This window comes from Rufibacter tibetensis (genome assembly GCF_001310085.1).
GTDB classification, from domain to species: domain Bacteria; phylum Bacteroidota; class Bacteroidia; order Cytophagales; family Hymenobacteraceae; genus Nibribacter; species Nibribacter tibetensis.
Genome location: NZ_CP012643.1, coordinates 2,166,991 through 2,191,455 on the forward strand (window position 1 = coordinate 2,166,991; position 24,465 = coordinate 2,191,455).

Consider the following 24,465-nt stretch of genomic DNA (forward strand, 5'->3'; position numbering starts at 1 on the left):
AGACTTATAACTGCTCTAAAGTAGAAAACCTGCAAGACGCTCTACACCCCTGCACTTACTCATCAGCTTCTGCCACTTACTTCTTCCGCCTCCCTCCTACTTTATAGGACAAGGCACTTTCATTGTGCAGCCTGTCAACGGCAGTAACGGCATAGATGTAGTTTTCCCCTGGTTTGGCCGAAGTGTCTGTATACGTGGTGCCTCCATGATGGATGGCCAATAAATGCGCAGGGTTTTCGGGGTTCAGGATTCGGTCGCTTTGCACACGATAGATGGCGTAGTAGCGGGCTTCATTCCCGTCTGCGGCTTTGGCTGGAGCGGTCCAGCGTAATGATACTCCCTCTGTAGTATTCTGTACTATCAGGTGCGTGGGAACCAAAGGCGGAATGCTGTCCAGCCAGGGCATGGTAGGTAACAGGGCTGAGTTGGCGTAATAGAACTGCCGAAGGCTGTCCTGAACGCCATTGGGGTTGGCCATGACTGATTTTGAACTGAAGTACACACTGCCGTGCACATCCGGCGTCTGGCGATTTAAGCGGATTTGCCGGCCGGTCTCCCTAGGGTCTGACCATTGCTTGTACACGCGGTCATTGTTGATTTTGTAAGGCCCGTGCCCCACGTACAAATGCTTCCCGAAGCTGTTTTTGCTCCACCAGTCCAGCAGTTTGCCATAATCGGCTACAGGGTGACCTAAGTGGAAGTAAATCTGCGGCACGTTGTAGTCAATCCAACCTTTCTCCAGCCAGCCTCTGATGTCGGCGTAGAGATGGTCATAGTTGGTGATGCCGCCTTTGGAGTCTGAACCGCGGGGTTCCTCCTCGGTTTTGTTTCGCCATATGCCAAACGGACTAATCCCGAATTTCACATACGGCTTTTCTTTCTTGATTCGCTCAGACAAGACCCTGATCACCTCGTCTACGTTGTAGCGGCGCCAGTCGTCTTTGTTAGTGAAGTTCGTGCCGTATTTGGCAAAATCCTCATCATCTGGAAACGGGTCTTTGGTGGGGTATGGGTAGAAGTAATCATCAAAGTGGACGGCGTCAATGTCATAGTGGCGTACCACGTCCATGATCACGTCTATGATATACGCCCGTACCTCAGGCAAGCCCGGTTTGAAGTAGTATTTGCCCCCGTACTGGATAAACCACTCGGGCCGGGTTTTGGTGATGTGCTGCGGCGAGATGTTGGCGCTAATAGTGTCATGGGTGGCGCGGTACGGGTTGAACCACGCGTGGAACTCCATGCCGCGCTTGTGCGCCTCCTCAATTTGGAAGGCCAAGGGGTCATACGGCGGGTTAGGCTCCTGCCCTTGCTTGCCCGTGAGCCAGTGTGACCAAAGCTCCTTCTTGCTGCGGTACAGGGCATCGGTGGTAGGGCGTACCTGCACCACCACGGCGTTAATGCCGGTTTTCTGATGCTCATCCAGAATATAGCGGAACTCCTCCATCTGAGTGACGGGCGAAAGGCCTTTTTGGCTGGGCCAGTCAATGTTAGCAACCGTGGCAATCCAGACGCCGCGGAACTCACGTTTCGGGGAAGGTTGGGCGTGAACAAAGAAAATCAAAAGGCAGAGCAGCGCTGTCAGTAACCCAGACTTCGGCAAGGGGAAAGGCTTTTTCATAAGAAGGATGAGAGGGAAAGGTCTGAATAAACAAATATCGACCTTTCAGTATTCTCTGCAAGTTTTTTCCTTCTGGCCTGCGTTTTTGAAGCTGTTTTTTGAAAATAGGTCCTAAAATAAAGACGATGTGCTACTTTTTTAGCGCTTTCAGGTCTTCAAACCTGATATCCATGAGTGGGTACTGGCGCCAGTCTTTGAAGTCAAAGTGCCACCATTCATTGTGGAAAACAGTAAAACCATGGCGTTGCATAGTGTTGATAAGCAAGGCTCGGTTTTTCTTCACCTGCTCAGATACATGTGGATAATCTGGGTGGGACTGTACCACCGTGGCATCATAAGGAGTGGGCATCTCCAGCTCTTTTCCATCTTTGAGTTGGATAAGGGTCAAATCAATGGCGCACCCTCGGTTATGGCGAGAGCCTTCTTTGGGATTAGCCACGTAGGCTTTCTTCTTCACCTTTTTAAAGAATAGCACCGTCACGTGGTAAGGACGATACCCATCATAAATTTTCAGACCTAGACCCAATGGCTTTAAATCTGCCTGAACTTTCTTCAGGGCATCTGCCACAGGTTTTCGGGCGTACGCCGTAGCAATTTTATACACCGGCTCTTTTATAAAATTATCAACAGTGGCATATTTAATATCCAGCACCAACCCCGGAATGTAAGAGGCTAGCTCCACCAGTTCCTGTTTGGGGTTCTGATTCACCATCTGCTTATACAACGCACTGGAAGTTACCACTGGTAACCCATACTGGTTTTTAGGGATGGGCGGTTGCGCCGGCGTTTGGGCCCACGCAACCGCACTTATCCACAACAAAAAGGCGGTGCTGAGTATCTTTTTCATTTACGTCTGTACACTACATAGGCCAAAATACCAGAGGCCAGAAAGGTGAGTAACCTCAGCCACTCAATGCGACCAGTGGTGAAGTAGGTGAGGCAAAGGGCGGTCCAGGCCAAAAGGGCTCCTAAACAAAAAAGGAATAAAATGAGCTTTCTATTTTTCATGAAGGTGTTTCGTAAAGGCTAGAGCGATAAGTTGCTCAGAACAGGCTTTTCTTTTCCATTGCCTCAACAACTAATTCCTCCAAAAAAATCATTTTACGTCTCCTTTTCTAAAATAGTGGCTGAAACAGGGTTTGATCTTAGACTATAAATATAGTTAAGTTTTAATATTATGGATCTCTTGGTGCAGAAGGGCCGTGAAATTTGAACAAAGGTGAGAGTAGATGAAGTTTTAGCCTCGTTTGGGAAAAGGAGCTTTGAGACCCATTTACCTCTAAGAAAAGCAGGCAAAGCTGTGTAATAAAGTGCCTTTGTCTTCTACAAATACAGGAAGAAGGCCAACTTTACACAGGCAAAAACAGAACTTTCTAGGATATGAGACCCTGGGTAGCTTGGTAGGCCTATTGGAAGCTATCAACACTTATAACCTACCTGCTGTTTACCTGAAACGTGACGAGCAAGCCATTCAGCGCTTAAGCTATGCCCAGGCCAAAAGTCTTATCAACAACTACATTGATCCTAGCAAAATGGTCTACGTGGTGGTAGGCGATGCTAAAACCCAGTTAGCTGGTCTCAAAGACTTAGGATTAGAAAAGCCGGTAATACTGCAGAACAGATAACAGGAAACTTAATCCTCTTCAACAGAAAGCCCATTGCCTCAGCAGCGGGCTTTTGCTTTAGAGCCTGTTTTTAGAAAATACCCCTGAAAGACCTGCACCTAAACTGCTGCCCAGTGATGTGAGAAAGGTAAGTCCTGTCAATGATTTTGTGATTAAACCCTGTAAGCCCCATCTTTGTTAGACAGAAGGGTAGTGCCCTTGGTGAACGTAAAACACATGAGTACACAGAAGATATACCTGGTTTGGCTACCTTTCAGCCTGTTCTTTTTGGCCTGTGAGCCGGAAAAACTGGAGCGGGGCAAAGAAATGGCCGTGGAAGCGGAGCGCCACAAAGTAAAGCGCATTACCGAGGAAGACATGGAGAAACAGGCCGTAGCCGCCGGAGACACCATTGTGCGCTTAGTGGAAGGTGCGTTCCTGCAGCTAGCCGAGAGCCAACCCAAGGAGCAGGCCCTTTTTGTCTCCGAACCTGATAAATTGCCTACGGTGAGCAGCATCCTGCAGCGCTACAATGCCACCCTCACCCGCAAAACCTTCGCCTCGGAAGCCGAAGCCAAACAATACCTTACCCAAGCTGGTCTAATGTCAGAGAAAGGGGCTACTCAACCTAAAGCAGAGCTACAGGTGCGCGAAGCCATGGTACAGTACCAGCGGCCTATTGAGATCAGGAGAAGGAACTGCGCCAGCTGTGATGAACCAAGCCTGCTGGACTACACCTCCTCTTCCCTGGACCAGCTGCGGGTATTCTCCGCGCAAGGCAAACCCGATGGGGTTGAGGTAGGACAGGTACGTGGCCTATGGCTGATCTCATTTCCAAGGCAAAAAATTATTGAGCAAATCACATTGAAGACTAAACCCTCCAGACGTGGTCGGGGAGGGTTTTTCGGCAAGAAGCCTGCTCCTACTCAGCCCGAACAATAACCATATATTTCCTATTTCTTAGTTGTTTTCTGAAAAGTGCATCAGAAGCGTTAAATTTGCGTAATTATTCAATTGATGTACCTACATATATAAGTTTATGGCTATCATTCAAGCTACTGATACAGATTTCCAGGAAGTGTTGAAAAACAACGAGCGCGTTGTAGTGAAGTATTTTGCTGATTGGTGTGGCAACTGCCGTCTGTTTTCCCCTAAGTTCAAGCGCATGGCCGCTAATGAAGAGTTTGCCAATGTAGCGTTTTTAGACGTGAATGCTGAAACCAGCCCTGAAGCCCGTAAACTGGCCGGTGTTACTAACCTGCCTTTCTTCGCGGTGTTCAAGAATGGCGAGTTGGTGGAAGGCGCCGCCACCAGCAAAGAAGATTATGTTACTGAAATGGTTCGTAAAATAGCGTAACAGTTCCCATGAAAATACCTGCCATCAAGAAACTGGTTGAAACGCAAAGCATTGAAGCCCTGCGCGAAGCCGAAGAACAACTGATCAACGAAGAAACGCCTTCCTTTGAGATTGAAGGGGCCGACGAAGGTGAGCAACTGACCCACGTGTTCGGGGCCATTTGGATCTTAAACCACATGGGAGACCACAACGTTGATTTCAAAACCGCCCTGCGCGAATTCACCCAAAAGGTCAGAATCTCTATCAACTAACTCCTAGAGAATACCCTATAAACAAGAAGGCCTGCCAATCTACATTGGCAGGCCTTCTTGTTTATAGCATCTAAAATTCTATTTCAGCTTAGAAAAAAATTCATCGGCTTTCTTCATCCCCTCATCGGCGCAGATTCCTCTGATGTAATACAGGAACACACTGCGGAATACCTCAGCTATGTCAAATCTTTCCGGCGGAAAAATAGCGGGATTGACCATCAGGGAAAGTTGCTCCATCATGATCTTGGTCACCAGCTGAATGTTCAGGTCTTGCCGCAGCTCTTTTTGGAGTACCCCCTGGTTGATGAGGTCATTGAGCAAATGCGTGGAATATTCATTGGAATGGCTCCAGTAAAGCGCCCAAGCCTTAGGGTATTTCTCCTGAATTTCCATCAGGACAGTAGGCTGTGACATTCTAAGGGTCTCAAAGCCTAGTTGCACTACTAAAAGCAAACGCCGCAACGGACTAGGTTCACCAGCAAAAAGGCGTTGATGCTCTTGCTTACGGGTCTCCAGGTCAAACTCCACCACTTGGGTAACCACGTCATCCATGCCCTTAAAGAATTCCTTAAACGTAGCAGAGGAGATATCAACCCGTTTAATTATTTCCTGTTCATTTAAATGAGAAAGGCCCTCTACTCTGATAAGGGTGAGCAATTCCTGTAAAACGGTTTGCTTAAAAGTCATTTTAAGTGGGAGTTCTATTTGATAATAACCAACAAGTATATATGATTTCCTCACTTGCAGTCTGCAAAGATACTATTTTCCACAATGTAAACAGGACGTAAATCTTTGGACGTAACTAAGAATAGGTCATCTAGGAAGGAAGAGAAAATGAGTTCAAAAAGTTCTTCCAGATTAGGACTCTTTTCACCTCAAGTAGATCCTTGTTTTATAGAATGGAATTTGATTTTAGCACAGGCTTAGAGAGGTTCCAGTACTCACTCTTTCTACTTATATTTTTACCAATTTGCTCTTCAAAATCAGCCCAGCTCTCAAGTAACATCTATGAAGACTACCTGTCCGGACGAGCATACAACTTCATGTACACCTGGCCTTTTTTCAACTCATGCACTATCCTCCAGTGTTGCTGCAGATAAGCTAGTTCCTGGTCTGTGAAGCCATTGAACACGTTTGAATAAAGAATGTAAGGCTGAGTGGATAAATCTTTCAGCGGGAAACGGCGCTGGTCCTGGTTCAGGTCAGTATCTGCGGGGGAAGCTAAGTTAGGAAAGTCACTTCCCACCTCCTGCCAGGGTATTTGCTTTTGGTCCAGGTATGAAAGCATCTGGTGCCGGAGGTTGAAATAAGGCAAGTGAGCGAGGGTAGCATCCCAGCCTTTCGCGATTCCCTCTGGGTACACCCAAAAGTGCCCACTTACTAGGCTGATTAGTGAAAGAACTAGTATGCCCACCCTAATCTTCAGCCTTGGTAAGAATTGCAATAAATGAGCGGCTAGTAAGCCAAGCAGCACATACACCACTAACCAGTACCGGTGCCCAATGGGGTTGGTAAACCAAACCAGCACTACGCTAAGCGTAAATAGGGGCACTAGCAGGAGAATCAGGAGTTGTTTAGTTTGTAGAGTGTAGTGTTGCCTGAATTGCCACAGTAAAATGCCAGCAGTCAGCCATACCGCTACTCTTCCAAAATCCAGCAAGCGCCAAAGGATAATACCTGCGTTTTGCAGAAATCCTTTGGGAGTGACAAACGCAGCATACTGTCCCCAATCAGAAGATCGGGAAAAGCCAACCCAACCAAAGTGGTTGTAATGAAACCCTAACCAAACCAGTAGCACCACTCCTGCGGGGAGGAACGGCACCATCAGTTTGCCTAAAGCTGAGAAGGAGATTCTGCCGTTTTCCAGCCAGAACAGAAGCAGTTGGGAAAAGAATACAGCACTTAGCAGGATCTGGCTTCTGGGAGTATGAATAGCCATAAACACTAAAGCAAGCGCTAAGAGGACGGGTCGGTGCTGCAGAAGAGCGTTTAAGCAAACCAAATACAGGAACAACAGCACTATATCTGGGACCACCTGGGCAGCTTGCGCTAACAAGGTTGGGTCCAAAAACACCAGGAGCATGCCTGCAAAAATCCAGGAAGAGGGTAAGAAGCGCCTGGCTAAAAGATACACCTGCCAGACAAAGCCCAGGAGAAAAGGCAGCATCAAGAAGTGGCTCACGGGCAAGGTCTTCCCAAACAGGTGCCACCCCGCAGCCAGGTACATCCCAAACAATGGTGGGTAACCCGCTATTTCATGTGGAACAAATAAGGTAGAAAAGCGGGTAATATAGTACCATTGCCCGTACTTAGAGGCGAGCAGAATGCTGTCCCAAAAGAAGCCGTTGTCTTTGACGTACCACGTTAACCCTACCAGCAAACCCATAATAGGCAACACCACAGGTAAGGCTTGACGAAGGTATGAAGCTTGTGGCATCCTATCTTTTCTGGTGAAATGGGGGGGCAGTTCTAGTGTGAAAACCTTGAGTGCAGGCTTACAAAGAACAGCAATTGCACTAGAAAACCCACCACGCTTTGGAGGTATCTTTCGCAAAAGACCTGTAAAATGGACCTTCCAGGAAGGAAGTTGCTCAAGATATCTTAGGAGGAGCAGCAGTTCTTAGGCTGAAACGGCAGAGGAAACTTCGGGTACCAGATCAGAGGCTATTTTAGCGGAGAGCAGGCAAAGCGGAATGCCTCCGCCAGGGTGTACGCTGCCGCCTACAAAGTATAAGCCTTTCAGTTTGCCGGTAAAGTTGGGGTGCCGCAGGAAAGCCGCCATCCGGTTATTAGAGGAGCTGCCGTACAAGGCACCGGCAAAGGAAGACGTATCTGCCTCTATGCCCCGCGGGTCCCAGACCTTCTCAGTCGTGATCAGCGCTTCTACGTCAACGCCCAGTGCTTGACTTACTTTTCTAAGCACGCTTTGCCGGGTTTGCTGGATAAAACGGTCCCAGTCTTGCCCGGCGTTGTGGGGCACGTTTACCATCACAAACCAATTCTCATGACCCAAAGGTGCATCTTCAGGGGAGTATTTGGAGGTGATGTTCACATACACCGTTGGGTCCTCGGCCACGGTACCTTTCTGGAAGATGTGCTCAAACTCCTGCTTGTAGTCTTGGCTGAAGAAGATGTTATGTAAATCCAGCTCGGGGAACGTGCGCCTGATACCCCAATAGTAAATCAACGCCGAACTGCTGCGGGGTTGGCGCAGGGTTCTTTCGGGGGCGGGTTGCTTGGGCAGCAGTTTTCGGTAGGTGGGTACTACGTCCATGTTGCTCACTACTACTTCAGCCAGATAGGTGTTTTGTGCGGTCTTTACTCCGGTGGCCTTGTCTCCTTGGGTGAGGATCTCCTGCACCGGCTCATTGTACCTGAACGTTACACCCAACTCCTCTCCTAGCTTCACTAGACTTTGAGCAATGGCATAAATGCCGCCCTCGGGGTAAAACGCCCCAATGTTGAACTCCAAATGCGGAATCAGATTTAAGGTGCCGGGCGCTTGGTAAGGGTCAGAGCCGTTGTAGGTGGCGTAACGGTCCAGCAACTGTACCAGGCGCGGGTCTGAGAAGGCACGGGCGTTGGCGGCGTGCATGGTGGTGGTTAAGCCCAACTCAGGCAAAGCCGGGAGTGTTTTCAGTACATCTGCACTCAAGTAGGTATCCAGCTTATGCAGCGACTTGTGTAGAAACGTATTAGCAGTGGCATGGTACAGCCTTGAGACTTTCCGGAGGTGCCGGTGCAACTGGTCCTGCGGAATGCCTAGTTTGGTTTCCACTTCCTTGGCAAAGGCATCGGCGGAAGCGTGGGCAGTAAGGCGGGTGCCGTCTGGCCAGAAGTACTGCGTGACAATGGGCAGGCGCTGGTACCGGAAGTAGTCTTGCGGGTTCCGGCCGGCCAAGGAGAAAAGATCGTCTACTAATTGAGGCAGAGTGAACAGAGACGGACCGGCATCAAAGCGGTAGCCGCCGGGCAAGGTGAACTGCGTCATTTTGCCACCATAAGAAGCATTCGCTTCCAACACGGTGACCGCATAGCCTTTAACAGCCAGCCTAATGGCCGCCGCAATGCCGCCAATACCAGAACCTATCACTACTGCTTTTGCCATGGTCTCAATCTACGCAGTTTCTGCTTTTTTTCCTGAACATAACCCTCCCGCAGTGTAAAAGTTTGATTGCACCTTATATCGCGAGATATGTTTAGAGACCTTTTTCTACAAACCAGCCCTGAAACCCTAGTGTACTTTCCCGAAAAACTTTCGGTACACTGGTCCTCTTAAAGAAAATTGAGCATACATAACAGGGTACAGCAGCAGGTCCAGGATACGGGAGTTGGTGCGGAACTCAATCAATTCATGAATCACGCTGTGCGAGCCTTCCTGCGTGATAAGGTGTTTGTGCCGCCAATAGGTAAGCGGGGCCGGTAACTCCTGCCCTACGTCTACAAACCAGGCTTCCTGGTTATGTTCCTCCCGCTCGGTGATCAGGCTGGTCCACCGTGGCTTGATTGGGCCGGCTTGTAACTCAATTTCCACGCGGTCTCCGGGAAAGCTTCCATCAAATCGTAAAATTTTTAACCGGGGGAATGGGGGTGAAAGGGCCTGAAACAGGTCTACTGTAAAACCTTCTAAAACAGCCCGGTGATTCTGGGCGACAGGTATCTGAAGATGGAGTTTCATGCAGGCGCTATTGGTACAAAAGGGTAACCTGTTCTGCTGGCTTATGTTGCCGCCAAGGGCCTGCAAAGTAGAAAAGGATATATAAAAGTAAGGATCAACGGTGAATATGAAGATGAGACGTGCGTTTTTGATGATGATGGTTCTAGTGGTACTGGGGTTAGGCAGCTGTAACTACTCCCGCAACATGTACACAAGCCCTGCTTTTTCGGCGGCGGCCAAACATCACAAGACCATTGCAATTTTACCCTTTGATGTACAGGTTGGCCTCCGGCCGAACCAGATGCGCAGACTAACGCCTGAAGGCCTGTATGCCCTGGAACTGCAGCACGGGCGGGCGGTGCAAAGCGCTTTTCAGATCCATTTTCTGAAAAAGGTGAACAAAAAGGAGGAGAAGGTTCTGGTGCAGGATGTGAATGTAACCAACTCCATCCTGAAAGAGCATGACATTCAGCCGGAAGAACTCAGCTCTTATCCGGCCACTGAACTGGCGCAAATGCTGGGAGTGGATGCCGTACTAGTAGGTTCGCTTACCACCGACAAACCGGTATCTACCGCCGTTGCGGCCCTGTATGCGGTTTACACGTTTCTCTACACCCCCTATGTAGGTGGCATAGGTCCTACCAATACCGGGAACACCGTGATGAGAATATATGACGGAGCATCTGGTGACCTGCTCTGGAGTTATGACAAGGTTTTGTCCAGAGGCTTGGGCAGCGACACGCATCACATCATCAGGGCCATCACCCGCAAAGCCTCAAAGAAAATACCTTACTCCCAGAAGTAGCCATACACTTCTTTCTCAAAGCCAAGGCTGGGTTTTAAACTCCAGTTGGGAAGAATATGCCTAAAATTTCATAAAGTACCCTATAAACTAGTTTCCACTCTTCATTTAAATTCAAGTATCATGAAACGTACTTCCGTATTCCTCCTGCTGGTTGCCTTGTTCTTAAGCGTAGGAGCCTCAGCCCAGACAAAAGAAATCTACACCAATCCGGCCTTTGAGACGCTCGCGAAGCAGCACAAGACCATTGCCATTCTGCCTTTCGAGGCCCGCGTGGGCTTACGCCCGAACCAGATGAAAAGCATGACCCCTGAGCGCATCAAAGAGATGGAGAAGAATGAGGGACTGGCTGTGCAGAGCGCCTTACAAACCTACTTCCTGAAAGTAAGCAGCAAAGATGACTACACCGTTTCTTTCCAGGATGCTGCCACTACCAATGCCCTGTTGTTGAAGAACAACATCACCCCAGAAAATATCAAAAGCTTCACCCCTGCTGAGCTGTCTAAAGTACTAGGTGTAGATGGGATCATCTCTGGCACCTTCTCTACCGACAAGCCGATGTCTGAAGGGGCCTCCTTAGCTCTTGGCCTGGCCGTTGGTTTCTACGGAGCTACTAACTCTGGTAAAACAGCCATCAATATCCATGATGGAGCCTCAGGGGAACTGCTTTGGAAATACGAGAAGAGCCTTTCCAGAGGTTTAGGCAGCGACACCGGTACCATCATTACCACCATCATGCGCAAAGCCTCTAAGAAATTCCCTTACTCTAAAATCAAGGCCTAAGCTGAAGTTAACCCTTAAACAGCATCGCCTACTGATACATAGCTATCAGTAGGCGATGCTGCTTTTATGCTGTTTTTGAGAAACCGATGAGTAAACAACTTCAAAACAGGATTTTGTAGAGCTACTTTTATATAGTGAAGAAGAAATACGAAATATTTTTAGTAGTATTACTAACCTGTATTTCTGTACAAGGTGCTTTATATGTAATACGAACTCAAGATTTAATTATATCTTCTTACATGAAAAAAGTACTTCTTCTTTTGTTAGCAGTGGCTGTTTGCGCCGGTGGTTATTGGTTTTATAACAGGGCAACCACAGGCCCTGAAGCATCTCTTGTTGAGATACGTGCAGCCCTGGAGGCCAAAGACATGGAGAAGCTGCAAAAGTATGTAGACTTCAAGCACACCTCTAACAGCCTGGTAGAGCAAAGCCAGGACATGGCTGTTGGCTTATTGCCGCAGGAACTGCAAGGAGCCGCCAATTTGCTTAGAACGGGCTTAAAAGCAAAGAAGCAGTTAACCTCTGCTGTGCGTAGCCAATTGATTCAAAGTGTAGAGACTGTTTCTGGCCAGAAAGTACCTGAAGTAGCCGACGTGGTAAAACTGCTTCCTGTTGGAAAACTGATCAACACCAAGCTGTTGCCCAAGCTCGAGTTTGAGGGTGTAGACCACATAGACCGCCAAGATTCCATCTCTCTGGTTGGCCTGAAAGTACGCCCAGTGAACAGTGAGCAGTCTATGGTTCTGGAACTGCGGATGATTCAGAAAGAAGATTACTGGCAGGTTGTGGGCGTAGAGAACTTCGGGGAAGTATTGCCTAAGCTGATCTCTATTGGCAAGAAGAACAAAGACCAGGTTGCGCAGGAATAGGTTTTGCTGCCGTTTTCCTGAAAAGATGCTCATAAAGAGAAAGGGTACCATTCTGCTGGATGGTACCCTTTCTCTTTTTAAAAATTAGGTGCAAAAAGCTTTTTACTAAACCCCTGCAGTTCTTATTTTTTGTTTTCTCCCGATAATTAAATAGAGAATAGCCCCTAGTACTGGGATGAAGACAACCGCTATCAACCAAATTAGTTTTTCTATGGTATTTGCGAATTTGCTGGTGAGTAAATCTACCAGAGACCAAATCCATAAAATGGCCGGAATACCTGCAAAAAGCAGAAGGATTATCAATTCACCGAATCCGAGATTTCCCATGAACAGGAAGATGTTGTTTTGCATTTTTTGGAGTTAGAAATGTGGAATACTGTATTTGGATTTGATATTCGATAAGTAGTGAATCAGTTTATGGTGCTTTCATAAACCTGTCTGACCTAGCAAGCCCTATTTTGTTATCACTAATAGATAACTTACTCAAGTATAGGTTAATTAATTGTAATTAGTCTCTCAAAAAAAACTCCATGGTATACTCATGGTATTCTGGTTGGGTAATTCCTTTCACATAAATGAGATTATGTTCCTGGGTATACTTCTCTTGGTACGCTTTGTCTATCAATAAATTCATCTGAGAGTCCTTTAATGGTTTGCCAGTCACTGCTATGACGTTATCGTCGTACTTTAGCTCACCTACTCCTTGTTCAAGGAAAGCTGTGAACCAGCTTCTGTTGCTTTTTCCCCAGCTTCTGGCAAATACTCTTCCGGCTACCTCTACCATCCAAATATCTAAGAATGTGTCTCGGTCTTTTCCACCCTTTATGCCTGCCAAGGTTTGCGTTCCTAAGTATTTGATGAAGTCTTGAGGGAGTTGATGGGTGTTCACGATTCGATGGATATGGTGCTTGTTCTTTCTATTATATAACGCCTTGGCTAAACGGCGGATACAGCCGTTGGCTGGAGATGACGTTTAGCTGTTGTTGTATGGTGTTGTTCTTCTGCGCTTGCCACGCGCATTTCTTTTTTCTGTTTCTGACCTGTTTTTCTAAAATCGAGGCAAAAACGTCTATTACAAAAGTCTTATTTCCCGTGTGTGAGTTTGATGACTTTTCCGTCTGTCGAGTTTATTATTATTAGGAATGTGCCGCCAACCCAACCTTGTGGCAAAGTCCCGTTGATTACCCAATAGCCGTCAATTAGGTAATATTCATAAGGTCGCTGTTTCACTATGTTCTCTTTACCATAGATGCTGAACAGCATTGCTTCTGCTACACCGATTGCTGTAGATTTGTCTTTAATTACCTTGTCTACAAATATCTGTTTCTTGTCGGTGTTTTTGAGCGCTTCATCAAGTTCCTTTTTTGAGAATTCTAATCCAAGTATTGTTCTTTTCTCTCCATCATGTGCAAAGGAGCAAGAAAGGATGAAACAGCAAAAGAAAATTAGTAAAGCTTCTTTCATTTTAAATTTATCAATGCCATACAACTACTAGATAAATGGAGTAGAGTTCCGGTTATTAGGATTATGGATGAAGTAAAACGACTAATAGCCGAAGCTGCACTAAAGTACAACTACAGTAAATCTTCCAGCAAGTGCTTTGGTTCTATGGGTCTTTTCGCAAAACAGCCCCAAAACTCCTAACTCAACAAGCTTTCAATATCCTCTTTGGTGAGGCGCTTGATGACGGCTTCATCAGTGGAGATGAGGTCTGAGACCATCTGAAGTTTTTTGTCCTGTAGGGCCAGGATCTTTTCTTCCACGCTGTTTTTGGTGATGAACTTGTAGGTGAAGACGGTGTTCTGCTGGCCTATGCGGTGCGCCCGGTCAACGGCCTGAGCTTCCACAGCGGGGTTCCACCAAGGGTCCAGAATGAACACGTAGTCAGCGGCAGTGAGGTTGAGACCTACGCCCCCGGCTTTGAGAGAGATCAGGAAGACAGGCAGTTTAGGGTCGTTCTGGAAATTGGTTACCTGTGCCTGACGGTCTTTGGTAGAGCCGTCTAAGTAGGCGTATTTGATCTTGCGCTCATCCAGCGCCTCCCGAACAATGTCCAGGTGCTTTACGAATTGGCTGAAAATTAAAACCTTATGCCCTTCGCTGACCACGTTTCTGGTAAGGCGCAGCACTTCACCTAATTTCCCAGATTCAGCTTCATAGGCCGGATCTGCCATGCGCGGATGGTTCGCGATCTGGCGTAACTTCATGAGGCCCTGCAAGAGCATGAACTGCGACTTGGCCGCGCCCTGCTCCTCAATGTTCTTCAGGATCTTGTTGCGGTAATATGACTTTGTTTCCTCGTAGGCGTGCTCCTGCTCCTCCGTCATCTTGCAGAAGGTAACGTGCTCAATCTTCTCAGGCAGTTCTTTGGCTACCTGGCTTTTGTGGCGGCGCAGAATGAACGGCTTAATGAGGGCATGCAGGCGTCTGGTTTTATGCTCGTCCTTCAGTTTCTCAATGGGGCGCAGGAATTCCTTCTTGAAGAAGTTCTGGGTTCCCAGCAAACCGGGGTTGATAAACGACATTTGGCTCCACAAGTCCAGGGTGCTGTTTTCTACGGGCGTACCTGTTAAGATAAGCCGGTGTTTAGACTTCAACTCCCGTATGCTGATGGACGTGTTGGAGTTAGGGTTCTTGATGGCTTGGCTCTCATCCAGAATCACGTAGTCAAACATGTACTTCTTCAGGATCTCGTGGTCCAAGCGCACAATGCCGTAAGACGTGAGAATGAGATCATAGTGCTTGAACTGCGCCACGCTTTTGTTTCGGTACGTGCCCGTGTAGGTGAGAATGCGTAGCTGGGGCGTGAACTTCTGCGCCTCGGCCAGCCAGTTATACACCAGGGAAGTAGGCATGACCAGCAGCGAAGCCGTCTGGGCGCCATTCTCTTTTCTGTGTTGCAGCATGGCCAACGTCTGGACGGTTTTCCCCAAACCCATGTCATCTGCCAGGCAACCACCAAAGTGATAGTCCTGCACAAAATGTAGCCAGTTATACCCCGCCTTTTGGTACGGCCGCAGTTCACCTTTAAAACCTACAGGCAACGGTTGGTCTTCCACAGCTTCAAACTCACGGAGTTTCTCCAGTTTGCGGCTCATGGTGACATGTGCCAGGTTACCGTTCTGCAGATCACTTACCAAAGAAAGGTGGTGCTTGCGCAGCTTCAGCTCGTCATCGCCTTCAGAGAATGCAAATAACTCCAGGTACTGCGTAAACCATTCCTCAGGAATGATAGCAATCTGACCATTGGGCAACTTGTACTCGCGGCGTTTGGTGAGAATATGGTTCCTGAGTTTGATGAATGGAATCTCATATGGCCCAAACCGAACGGTTCCGTAGATGTCAAACCAGTCGTTGGTTTCGTTGATGCCTACGTTGACCGAGGTCTCTCCTATAAAGTAGTTTTTGTCTGACTGGCTTTGCTTCAGGGTAAAGCCCATCTCCTCTAAAGTCTTGGCATAGCTGTTCAACCAGCCAAAAGCCTTTGGCCTATCCATCACGGCCTTGCCGTTTCTGATGTCCATACCTCGGCTGGAAAGCTCCTTAAGAAAAGAGGTTTCCTGCTCCACATCGCGGTGCAGCCTATGGAAGATGTAAGAGTCAGGAGTTTTCTCCACGCTTACGCTGATCTTCTTTGCTTCCTGCGTGCCCACCGTATAGGTGCCGTACTTGAAACTGAGCTGGAAGACAATCTTATCATCCTCTGAAGAGTTTCTGATCTCTTCTTCCTCGTCGTCTTCCCCGGCAGTGGCAAACAACGCGGGCGAGGGCTCGGCCACGGCCAATTCTGAGAACTGCAGTTGCGGCTGAGGGGTGTACCGCTCAGACTTAATATCAAACCCTTTGGCGTACACATCAAACTGTTCTACCAGCGGGGCTACAAATTTTTGGTAATAGCTTTCCTCTACGTTGCGCGGCACCACAATGAACTTCTTGTTCAGGAAAGGTTGCAGTTTTTTGCCGTCTACCTGTTTCTCAAAGCTGTACAGGCAGTCATTGAGGAGAAGCCAGGCCGGCTCTTTGCAGACCAACACCGCATCCTGGTACTGGAACTCCAGCTTCTCGCCTTTGTACTTGATGGTGGGGAAGTAATGGGTATTGTCATCGTTCCGCCGGAAGTGGAAGAGCACCGTAGCTTTTTCAGTGGCCATGTTCAGGCGCTTCCAGGTGGGTTCGCCGTCTTTGCCCATCACAAACACCATCTTGTCTTGCAGCAGGTCCAGGATCTTAGACATGCGGCTCTGTACATAATGGTCTATGGTTTCCTGCAAAAGCTTATCGCCTTTGGCCGGGTCATAGGTCTTGAAGAAAAAATCAGCGAGGGTGGTCTTCTTTACCGCGAACTTCTTGAACACTGCATCCTGCTGGATCTGGTCCATGAGCTCAATAAGGGCAAAGTCCGTTTCGTTCAGGCGGGAGGCAAACTCTTCAGCGTTCTTGATGGAGATGTTCTGGTGCTGGAGCGTAAGTTGACGTTTGGAGTTCACCTGCACCACAAAAGACTCAAACAAATAGCCTAAGTATTCATGCTCAAAGAGCGAATAAATGACTTGAAAAGGCTGTGTAGTGTATACTTTCATGGCAAAGGCTTCCTAACCCAATACTGAAAGTACAACAAAATCTCTTTTCACCGAAGTAAAAGACAAAAATTTTAGCACATCTTACAAAATTTAACATAAACAGAACAGTTTACCTGCCAGTTTTTGAAAGATGTGGTTAAAATAGGAGCCAAAGTGGTAGCGAAATGCCAGTATACTCTGCTAAACCTGTTGTTAGGGTCTTTTGGTGAAAACAGGCTGAAAGCCGATCTACAGGTTGTCTCTGATAGATAGTGCCGCTGCCCGCCGGGCTGGCCTGATAGAGACAATAAGCGTGATGAGGATGATAGCCACGGCCGTAAACAGGAAGTCTGTGGGGCGCATTAAAACCGGATACGCTTCTACCACCGAGGTGCTCATGCCCATAGATACCCAACCATAGGTTTGCTGCAGCCAGCAAATGGTACCCCCTACTACTAAGCCCACCACAGCCCCGGAGAAAGCCACAATGGCTCCTTCCATTAAGAAAATACGCCTGATTGTGGCTGGGTCCGCGCCCAATGAGGCAAGAATGGCAATGTCTTTTTGCTTGTCCAGCACCAGCATAGAAAGCGAGAAGAAGATATTGATGGAAGCAATCAGCAACACAAATGTGAAGGTGACAAAGACGAAGAGCTTCTCTACTTTCACGGCCCTTAAAAGGCTTACGTGCTGCTCTTCGCTGTTCTGTACGTTAAATTCCTTTCCTAATACTTTCTGCAGTTCGTTCTTGACCCGGTCAATGTCTTCCACGTTTATGGTTTTAACTTCCAGGGAGGTGCGCTTGTTTCCGTAGCTCAGGAGCTCTTCGGCGAAAGTTAGGGGCACAAACACATATTGGTCATCATACTGCCGCTCAATGGCGAAGATGCCTCCGGCCTGGATGCCCAACTGACGGAACGCATTTTCTGGGTTGATGATGGTTTTCTTGCCTGCTTTGGGGTACAGGAATTGTAGCGGAGAAAACGGGTTCTCTGGCCTAATGGAAAGCTGGTACTGCACGCCACGCCCAATCAACGCGAACTGCTTGCCGTCCCGTTTCAGGCGGTAATCACCGTCTACAATAGCAGAGTCAATCTGGTTCTGCTGGAAGAAGTTGTCACTTACGCCTTTTACTTTTACCACCATCTGGCGGTCGTTGTAGCGGAGCAGGGCGTTGTCTTCAATTACTTCAGTAAGCAGCGCTACCCCAGGTGTCTTCCTGATTCTCTCCAGCTGTTGGGCATTCGTCTCAAAGGATTTGCCTTCAACCGTAGTGATCTTGATTTCAGGGTCAAATTTGCCATATAACGAGCGAATCAGGTCTTCTAACCCATTAAACACGGAGAGTACCACAATGAGCGCCATGGTGCCCACGCCCACGCCAATCATGGCAATGATGGAAATGATGTTGATGATGTTGCGCTTCTTCTTGGAGAAAAAGTACCGCCGGGCGATAAAAAGGGCAACGTTCATCTTTGGGTAATGCGTGAATGAGTGGTTGAATGAATAAGCGAGTAAAAAACTTTTCTACTCACTCAGGTCACCTTTACTGTTCTCCGGGCAAAGGGTTCTGTTTTCTGATTAAAAGGCCTAAACAGCCTGTTCCCAGCAGAGGAAAGCCGCCGTCTTATTTAGCTACTTTGCCCAAAGAGACGGCTTTTTTCATGCAAACGCTGCTCTCAATGTTTTCGTACTGCCCAAAATTAGGGATCACCTTGAAATCACTTTTGGTGTAAAGCCTGATGGCCTCAGGCTGTGCCTTGCCTGTTTCCAGAATTAGGTCTTTGTATTCCAGTTCAGCGGCCCAGTTTTCCAGTTCCTGAAGAATTCTCCCGGCTATGCCTTGCCCCCGGTACTCAGGCAGTACAAACATTCTTTTTACTTCAGCGGTTTCTTGCGTGTAAGCCTTGATGGCGCCGCACCCTACTGGAAACCGGTCATGATAGGCTACTACCACGTGTCTGATGCCGATTATTTTGTTAAACTGAGCGAAGAAAGAGTGATCATCTCCATCTCTCACGTGCAGATCAGCGTCTAAGAGAGAAACAAGTTCTACAAAGTCTTGGTTGTCTGAATCTGTCCTGACTAAATCTATCATTTTGCTGGAGTGAACACGTGAAACAGGTTTCTTTCCGGTGAAGGTAGCTTTTCTTTGAAAGTTGCCAAAATCAAAGATTTAGCCTTCGTTCTTGCCCTGTTTTTCAGAAACAGATCAGAAACACACGTTTCACCCTCTTCAGCTTTTATTTCCAGGCTTTCACAATCAGTCCGGTGCCGGTCTCATGTTTCCCGTTAGTGTCCAGCCAGTTCAGCAGAAGACAGAAAGGGTACACAATAAGGTAGTAAAAAGGCAGAACAAGGAAGAACAGCTTGGTGGTGCCCAGCATTAAAATGGGGTACTTCATGCTCAGCCTCCAGGAGATTTTACCGGGTGCTCCGTAAGAATAATGGGCTTCTGTGCGGCTGAATCCTGCGCTTTTCAGCTTTAGCTGTATTTCCTGAATGTTGTAACCGTCACGCACGTGCTCCTCAATGAAAGAGCTTTCTTCATCGCCGTGCACATCTGAACCACCCTGGTCTGAAGGGGTAGAGATCAGTAACATGCCTCCCGGGCGCATGGAAGCGTGGAAGTTTTTGAAAACCTCTACATCTTCCAGAATATGCTCCATCACGTCTACCGAGAGTACCAGATCAAAAGCCTGAGGTTCTTGGTAAGTTACCAAATCCTCTTTCCGGAACATGACGTTGTGCCGCTTGATCTTCTGGAAGAAATTAGCGCAGTCAGCAATCTGTTCGTCTTTCACGTCTACGGCCAGAATGCGCCATTTGGGACTCATGCCAGAGAGATAGTAGCTGTACTGTCCAAAGCCAGAACCAGCGTCCAGAATTTGGATAGGTTGTTGTCGTTTGTTTTTAGCCCAGGCCCGTAATTCCTTGTGAATGTGCCACGTACGCAGCAGAAGCAGGTCTAAGAGGTTGTAAAAAAGCTTGCGTAGAAAAGGTGTTTTGTTGAACGCCTCGCCCAGAACGCGTTTAATTGGATCGTACTGCATGAGTGGGGTTAGTAGCTGGCTTACGTAGCAGGTTCAGATTAGCGCTTTTCGGTATCTTCTTCGTCCTCGTCCATGTCTTCCTCATCCTCGTCAAGGTCTTCGTCCTCAGAATAATCCTCATCATCGCTCTTGAAAGGATTAGAAGGGTCTTCTTTGGATTCTGCCGGGATGTCAAGTTCTGAAAGGATTTTGTCCATCTTGGCGGCATACTCTGCAGTATCATCCAGATAGAAGATCAACTCAGGGATAACCCGCACCTGGTTTTTGATGCGTTTGGCCAGTTCATGCCGAATAGTCTTGGTGTGGAACTTGATTTCCTTCAGCAAGTCACGCCCGTTGGGGTTGAGCAGCAGACTTAAGTGTACTTTGGCCACGCCTAAGTCTGGAGATACGGCTACTCCACTTACAGATATATAGGTGCTCTGAAACAAATGCGAAACATCACGCTGAAATATTTCAGCAAGCTCCTTTTGAATCAGTCTAGCGAATTTTTGTTGGCGTTTACTTTCCATGGTTCCGCAAATATCGTATTAATTTCACATTTTTACCCCACAAACCGTCCTCCTCTTTGCCGTAAGGTCAGAGCGAAGGCTAAGCCGCGCATTGCTTGATACGATTCTTCCGCAGTTTGTTTCCGTCCAGGTGGGTGGTGTTGGTACTGCTGTTTCTCCTCATCCGGCTTCCGTTGCTCATTTTTGGGCTTCCTGCTACACTCTCAGAGCTGCATCATGTGCTGCTTGGCGAGCGCTTGCACCAGGGTTTTACGCTTTACCAGGATGTATATGACACCACCGCTCCGCTGTCTGCCGCGGTGTACTGGCTCCTGGATATTATAGTGCCCCGCTCTTATCTGGCGCATCGCTTGCTGGCTACGTTCCTGCTGGGCTACCAGGCGTTTCTATTGAATTTTATTTTCAACCGTAACCAGGTTCATCCTTACAAGTCATTCGTTCCTGCGCTGCTGTATATGCTGTTTGGGAGCATCTTCTTTGAGCTGGATGTGCTTTCTTCTTTATTGATTGGGCACACGTTTGTCTTGCTGGCCGTTTCCAGCCTCACCGCCATCTCTAAAGAAGCCTCAAACGCTGGTCGCTTGTTCAAGGCTGGTTTCATGCTGGGGCTAGCTGCTCTCTGTTACCTGCCTCTAATCTGGTTTTTAGTGCTGGGCTTCTTTGCGGTCATTTACTTTGCCTCTGGTGCCTTTAGAAGCACGTTATTGATGCTGACGGGCTTTTTGTTCCCATTCAGCGTGGTGCTCACCTATTTCCTGTACCAGAATTCCCTGGGGGCCTTCCTGGAACAGGGGCTTACGTGGTCCTGGCGGTTTGCCTTTGCCTTTGGATTGCCTTTCGGGCAGGTGATGACCATTGCAGCACTTCCCCTGGGTATGTTGGTATTGTCTTTCCTGAGCTTGCCCCTCATCAACCTGGGGCCTAATTACCAGGCACGTTTCCTGCAGTTCATGCTGATCTGGACCATCATTGTAGTATTGGTACTCATTAGTGGGCACGATGCTTCTGTGAAGGGCTTGATTGTGCTGTTGCCTCTGCTCTCCTACTTCGGGATTTTTCTGTTTAGCTGGTGGGGAAACCGCCTTTGGATTGCAGAACTCCTGTTCCTGGTAGTTATAGTGGGAGTAGTGGCAGTACGGTACAACCCACTGGGGCTGGTCTATACCGCCTTGAAGATTGAACCGAAACGGGTACAGGTACAAGACCATCCAAAATACCAGCAGGTGCAAGGAGAACGGCTGTTGGTGCTTGGGCCAGACCTTAATTACTACCAGAACAACAGCTTGGGCTCCCCTTACCTGCGCTGGGATTTAGCAAGTCCTTACTTTGGGCGATTGAATTCCTACGAATCACTTTTTACCATTCTGCAGGATTTACGGAATAATCCTCCCTCCTACATTGTAGACCAGCAGAACCTCATGCCAGAACTGCAATACAAGCTGCCATTAATATTCCAACGCTACGAAAAGGTGGAGAATGGACCATTCTACCGCCGGGTGCGGTAAGTGACTATTTTTGTTTTCAGCCTGTTCTCAGGAAAGAAGCCCTAAAGCCAGGATTTGCCTGTCTTCAGCCTCCTGCAACCTCAATGTAATGGTTATCCCTTGTGGTTGCTAATTGCTGATCACTCTTATTTATATCGGTTACTTCCCTGATTAATGTCTTTAATCTTTGATGCTGTTTAACTCAGCAAAAGGGATTATTCCGTTTATGGCCTTGCTTACTGAAAATGACTTTTAAACAGAAAGGGCACCTACAAGAGGTGCCCCTACATTATCTATTAAGATTTACTCTACTTGCTTTTAGGAGCAGGCAATCTTACTTACCCTGGTCTGGTGCCGGCCGCCTTCAAATGGAGTGGTTAGGAAAGCTTCCACCATCTCTTGGGCTACTTCTTCACTAACAAATCTCGCAGGCACACATAACACATTGGCGTTGTTGTGTGAGCGGGCCAAGACGGCTAACTCTTTTTGCCAGCAAAGGGCCGCTCTGATGCCTGCGTGTTTATTGGCCGTAATGGCTACCCCGTTACCGCTTCCGCAGAGCAGGATGCCCAGTTCGTATTCTTTGTTTTCTACCGCGGTTGATAAGGGATGCACGTAATCTGGATAGTCTACTGAGGCGTCTGAGAAAGGTCCGAAATCCTTTACTTCATGGCCTAGTGCCTCCAGTTGTTTCCTTACTATTCCTTTGTATTGGTATCCGGCGTGGTCGCCGCCCAGTGCTATTTTCATCTTAGATTCTCTTTAAGAAGTAGCTTGTTCATTCAATTTAGCCAAATCGCGCTTGCGTACCCACCAAGAGATGTTGATACTTACCTCATAAAGCAGCAGAAGCGGAATGCCCATCAGGGTCATACTTAACACATCTGGCGGAGAAAGCACCGCCGCAATAAAGGCAATCACTACAATCGCGTGCTTCCGGTAAATGCGCATGAGCTCCGGAGACAGAATGCCCGCCCGTGACAAGAAGTACACAATCATGGGCAACTCAAACATAATCCCACAGGACAACACGAGCGTGACCAGAGTGGAAATGTAAGACGAAAGGTCAAACTCATTGGCGATACTTGGGTCTACCTGGTAAGACGCCAAAAAGTTAATAGAGAGCGGCGAGACAATAAAATACCCAAACAACGAACCCAGCAGGAACAGGAACGACACAAAGAACACTGCCCCGCGCGAGTTTTCCCGCTCATTTGGGTAAAGGCCTGGTTTTATAAAGCTCCAGATCTCCCAGAACAGATACGGGAAGCCCAGCAACAACCCAATCACAAATGAACTGGTCAGGTGCATGGTAAACTGAGAGGAAAGCTCACGGCTTTGCAGCGTGAAGTCCAACTTGTTGATGCATAGACCCGCCGAGTTGATGGCGGCTCCTACCTCGCAGAGTTTCCGGTAGGTAAAAAAATCGGTGCGAGAGGGCCCTAGGATAATGTCATGAAAGACGATCTCCTTGTTGGCCATGGCAATACCCGTGAATACCACAATAGCTGCCGCCGAACGAATCAAGTGCCACCTGAGAATCTCCAGGTGGTCCAAAAAGGTCATTTCATGCTCTTCTCCGCCGTGCGCTGCCACCTCTCCGGAACGTTGTGCCATGTACTTTCTTAGTGCTTAGTAACTGAACAACGGGAACTGTTGCATCCAGTTGTTGATTTCTTTTCTGGTCTCAGAAAGAATGGTTTCATTGTCATGATTCATGAGCACGCGGTCAATGTAGTCCACAATGCGATCCATGTCCTGTTCCTTCAGACCACGGGTAGTTACGGCAGCAGAGCCGATTCGGATTCCGGAGGTCACGAAAGGAGATTTATCGTCAAACGGCACCATGTTCTTGTTGATGGTGATGTCTGCTTTGATCAAGGTGTTTTCGGCCAGTTTTCCGGTAAGGTCCTTAGAACGGAGGTCAATCAGCATCAGGTGGTTATCAGTCCCTGATGAAATGATCTTGTACCCACGGTCTACAAATGACTTCGCCAACACCTGTGCGTTTTTCTGCACCTGCGCCGTGTACTCTTTGTAAGAAGGAGAAAGTGCTTCGTGGAACGCTACCGCTTTGGCCGCGATCACGTGCTCCAAGGGTCCGCCCTGAGTACCGGGGAAAACGCCGCTGTCCAGCAAAGAAGACATCATGCGCAACTCGCCTTTCGGGGTTTTCAGGCCATATGGGTTTTCGAAGTCTTTCCGCATCATGATCATTCCGCCACGAGGTCCACGCAATGTTTTGTGGGTAGTGGTGGTCACAATGTGGCAGAACTCAAATGGGTCGTTCAACAAGCCCGTGGCAATTAAACCAGCCGGGTGAGAAATATCTGCTAACAGTAATGCCCCCACCGCATCGGCGGCTTCGCGCAAGGCCTGGTAGTTCCAGTCACGGGAATACGCTGAAGCACCGCAGATGATCAGTTTCGGTTTTTCGCGTTCCGCTACTTCCCTAACTTTTGCCCAGTTGATCTCGCCGGTCTCAGGCTCCACGCCATAGAACGAAGGCTGGTACAATTTACCCGAGAAGTTCACCAAAGATCCGTGGGTTAAGTGCCCGCCATGCGATAAATCAAAGCCAAGGATCTTGTCACCCGGGTTCAGAATTGCCAACATCACCGCGGCATTTGCCTGTGCTCCTGAGTGCGGCTGCACGTTCACCCACTCCGCTCCAAATAATTGCTTTGCCCGGTCAATGGCCAACTGCTCAGATTGGTCTACAATCTCGCAGCCACCGTAGTAGCGTTTTGAAGGAAGCCCCTCAGCGTATTTATTAGTAAGCACACTGCCCATGGCTTCCATCACCTGGTCTGAAACAAAGTTCTCTGAGGCAATAAGTTCTATACCATGCAGCTGGCGCTGATGCTCTTTTTGGATAAGGTCAAAGATTTGAGAATCGCGTTGCATTTGTGT

The 24,465-nt window shown here is 48.0% G+C and carries 26 protein-coding genes; 8 read left to right on the top strand and 18 right to left on the bottom strand.

Going from position 1 to position 24,465, the window contains the following annotated elements:
• Window positions 1-76 precede the first annotated feature (76 nt).
• The 3 genes from DC20_RS08615 to DC20_RS22840 form a co-directional block, all read right to left on the bottom strand.
• Window positions 77-1,621, bottom strand: coding sequence for a glycoside hydrolase family 10 protein (locus DC20_RS08615; protein WP_062543459.1), 1,545 nt, complete (start codon window positions 1,619-1,621; stop codon window positions 77-79).
• Window positions 1,622-1,751: 130 nt separating this feature from the next.
• The gene (locus DC20_RS08620) at window positions 1,752-2,468 is read right to left on the bottom strand and encodes a M15 family metallopeptidase (protein WP_062543460.1); all 717 of its coding nucleotides are present in this window, start codon (window positions 2,466-2,468) and stop codon (window positions 1,752-1,754) included.
• A complete protein-coding gene (locus DC20_RS22840; protein WP_157593102.1) occupies window positions 2,465-2,629 on the bottom strand; it encodes a hypothetical protein in 165 nt (54 codons plus the stop codon). The genes DC20_RS08620 and DC20_RS22840 overlap by 4 nt, the downstream gene beginning before the upstream one ends.
• Window positions 2,630-3,018: 389 nt before the next feature.
• On the opposite strand from DC20_RS22840, the gene DC20_RS08625 reads away from it, so the two are divergent.
• From DC20_RS08625 to DC20_RS08640, 4 genes are all read left to right on the top strand, one after another.
• Window positions 3,019-3,246 carry a hypothetical protein gene (locus tag DC20_RS08625; RefSeq protein ID WP_157593103.1) on the top strand — a complete coding sequence of 76 codons (228 nt, stop codon included), beginning with the start codon at window positions 3,019-3,021 and terminating at the stop codon, window positions 3,244-3,246.
• A gap of 216 nt (window positions 3,247-3,462) precedes the next feature.
• Complete coding sequence (locus DC20_RS08630; RefSeq protein ID WP_157593104.1) at window positions 3,463-4,167, top strand: hypothetical protein; 705 nt, start codon at window positions 3,463-3,465, stop codon at window positions 4,165-4,167.
• Window positions 4,168-4,264: 97 nt separating this feature from the next.
• Window positions 4,265-4,582, top strand: coding sequence for a thioredoxin family protein (locus DC20_RS08635; RefSeq protein WP_062543463.1), 318 nt, complete (start codon window positions 4,265-4,267; stop codon window positions 4,580-4,582).
• Between the two features lie 8 nt (window positions 4,583-4,590).
• Window positions 4,591-4,833, top strand: a complete 243-nt coding sequence (locus DC20_RS08640) for a DUF6952 family protein (RefSeq protein ID WP_062543464.1) — start codon at window positions 4,591-4,593, stop codon at window positions 4,831-4,833.
• Window positions 4,834-4,911: 78 nt separating this feature from the next.
• On the opposite strand, the gene DC20_RS08645 is transcribed toward DC20_RS08640, so the two are convergent.
• The 4 genes from DC20_RS08645 to DC20_RS08660 form a co-directional block, all read right to left on the bottom strand.
• Window positions 4,912-5,520: a TetR/AcrR family transcriptional regulator gene (locus DC20_RS08645; RefSeq protein WP_062543465.1), complete on the bottom strand. Its 609-nt coding sequence runs from the start codon at window positions 5,518-5,520 to the stop codon at window positions 4,912-4,914.
• A 328-nt stretch (window positions 5,521-5,848) separates the two neighbouring features.
• Window positions 5,849-7,270: a hypothetical protein gene (locus tag DC20_RS08650; protein ID WP_062543466.1), complete on the bottom strand. Its 1,422-nt coding sequence runs from the start codon at window positions 7,268-7,270 to the stop codon at window positions 5,849-5,851.
• Between the two features lie 183 nt (window positions 7,271-7,453).
• Complete coding sequence (gene crtD / locus DC20_RS08655) at window positions 7,454-8,941, bottom strand: 1-hydroxycarotenoid 3,4-desaturase CrtD (RefSeq protein ID WP_062543467.1); 1,488 nt, start codon at window positions 8,939-8,941, stop codon at window positions 7,454-7,456.
• 126 nt (window positions 8,942-9,067) lie between these two features.
• Window positions 9,068-9,511, bottom strand: coding sequence for an SRPBCC family protein (locus tag DC20_RS08660; protein WP_062545878.1), 444 nt, complete (start codon window positions 9,509-9,511; stop codon window positions 9,068-9,070).
• A gap of 106 nt (window positions 9,512-9,617) precedes the next feature.
• Between DC20_RS08660 and DC20_RS08665 the strand changes: the two genes are divergently transcribed.
• The 3 genes from DC20_RS08665 (at window position 9,618) to DC20_RS08675 (ending at window position 11,944) form a co-directional block, all read left to right on the top strand.
• Window positions 9,618-10,295, top strand: coding sequence for a hypothetical protein (locus DC20_RS08665; RefSeq protein ID WP_157593105.1), 678 nt, complete (start codon window positions 9,618-9,620; stop codon window positions 10,293-10,295).
• 120 nt (window positions 10,296-10,415) lie between these two features.
• Complete coding sequence (locus DC20_RS08670) at window positions 10,416-11,075, top strand: hypothetical protein (protein WP_062543469.1); 660 nt, start codon at window positions 10,416-10,418, stop codon at window positions 11,073-11,075.
• 239 nt (window positions 11,076-11,314) lie between these two features.
• Window positions 11,315-11,944, top strand: coding sequence for a DUF2939 domain-containing protein (locus DC20_RS08675; protein WP_062543470.1), 630 nt, complete (start codon window positions 11,315-11,317; stop codon window positions 11,942-11,944).
• A 105-nt stretch (window positions 11,945-12,049) separates the two neighbouring features.
• Here the strand turns inward: DC20_RS08675 and DC20_RS08680 are convergent, their stop codons facing one another.
• From DC20_RS08680 to DC20_RS08715, 8 genes are all read right to left on the bottom strand, one after another.
• Entirely contained in the window at window positions 12,050-12,295 is a 246-nt protein-coding gene (locus tag DC20_RS08680; protein WP_062543471.1) for a PLD nuclease N-terminal domain-containing protein, read from the bottom strand.
• A gap of 157 nt (window positions 12,296-12,452) precedes the next feature.
• Complete coding sequence (locus DC20_RS08685; RefSeq protein ID WP_062543472.1) at window positions 12,453-12,833, bottom strand: DUF2255 family protein; 381 nt, start codon at window positions 12,831-12,833, stop codon at window positions 12,453-12,455.
• 194 nt (window positions 12,834-13,027) lie between these two features.
• The gene (locus tag DC20_RS08690) at window positions 13,028-13,408 is read right to left on the bottom strand and encodes a YbbC/YhhH family protein (protein ID WP_157593106.1); all 381 of its coding nucleotides are present in this window, start codon (window positions 13,406-13,408) and stop codon (window positions 13,028-13,030) included.
• Between the two features lie 176 nt (window positions 13,409-13,584).
• A complete protein-coding gene (locus DC20_RS08695; protein ID WP_062543474.1) occupies window positions 13,585-16,524 on the bottom strand; it encodes a DEAD/DEAH box helicase in 2,940 nt (979 codons plus the stop codon).
• A gap of 228 nt (window positions 16,525-16,752) precedes the next feature.
• Entirely contained in the window at window positions 16,753-17,976 is a 1,224-nt protein-coding gene (locus DC20_RS08700; protein ID WP_062543475.1) for an FtsX-like permease family protein, read from the bottom strand.
• 154 nt (window positions 17,977-18,130) lie between these two features.
• Window positions 18,131-18,601, bottom strand: coding sequence for a GNAT family N-acetyltransferase (locus DC20_RS08705; protein WP_062543476.1), 471 nt, complete (start codon window positions 18,599-18,601; stop codon window positions 18,131-18,133).
• 145 nt (window positions 18,602-18,746) lie between these two features.
• Entirely contained in the window at window positions 18,747-19,556 is an 810-nt protein-coding gene (locus DC20_RS08710; protein WP_062543477.1) for a class I SAM-dependent methyltransferase, read from the bottom strand.
• 38 nt (window positions 19,557-19,594) lie between these two features.
• Window positions 19,595-20,068, bottom strand: coding sequence for a ribosome-binding factor A (locus tag DC20_RS08715; protein WP_071885413.1), 474 nt, complete (start codon window positions 20,066-20,068; stop codon window positions 19,595-19,597).
• A gap of 95 nt (window positions 20,069-20,163) precedes the next feature.
• Between DC20_RS08715 and DC20_RS08720 the strand changes: the two genes are divergently transcribed.
• Complete coding sequence (locus DC20_RS08720; protein ID WP_157593107.1) at window positions 20,164-21,573, top strand: hypothetical protein; 1,410 nt, start codon at window positions 20,164-20,166, stop codon at window positions 21,571-21,573.
• Between the two features lie 297 nt (window positions 21,574-21,870).
• Here the strand turns inward: DC20_RS08720 and rpiB are convergent, their stop codons facing one another.
• Genes rpiB through DC20_RS08735 form a run of 3 tightly spaced genes read right to left on the bottom strand, consistent with a single transcriptional unit; the run spans window position 21,871 to window position 24,459 of the window.
• Window positions 21,871-22,302, bottom strand: coding sequence for a ribose 5-phosphate isomerase B (gene rpiB, locus DC20_RS08725; protein WP_062543479.1), 432 nt, complete (start codon window positions 22,300-22,302; stop codon window positions 21,871-21,873).
• A 12-nt stretch (window positions 22,303-22,314) separates the two neighbouring features.
• Window positions 22,315-23,169, bottom strand: a complete 855-nt coding sequence (gene tatC / locus DC20_RS08730) for a twin-arginine translocase subunit TatC (protein ID WP_062543480.1) — start codon at window positions 23,167-23,169, stop codon at window positions 22,315-22,317.
• A 15-nt stretch (window positions 23,170-23,184) separates the two neighbouring features.
• Window positions 23,185-24,459 (bottom strand): serine hydroxymethyltransferase, encoded by a 1,275-nt coding sequence (locus tag DC20_RS08735; RefSeq protein ID WP_062543481.1) that lies wholly within the window; start codon window positions 24,457-24,459, stop codon window positions 23,185-23,187.
• Window positions 24,460-24,465 lie beyond the last annotated feature (6 nt).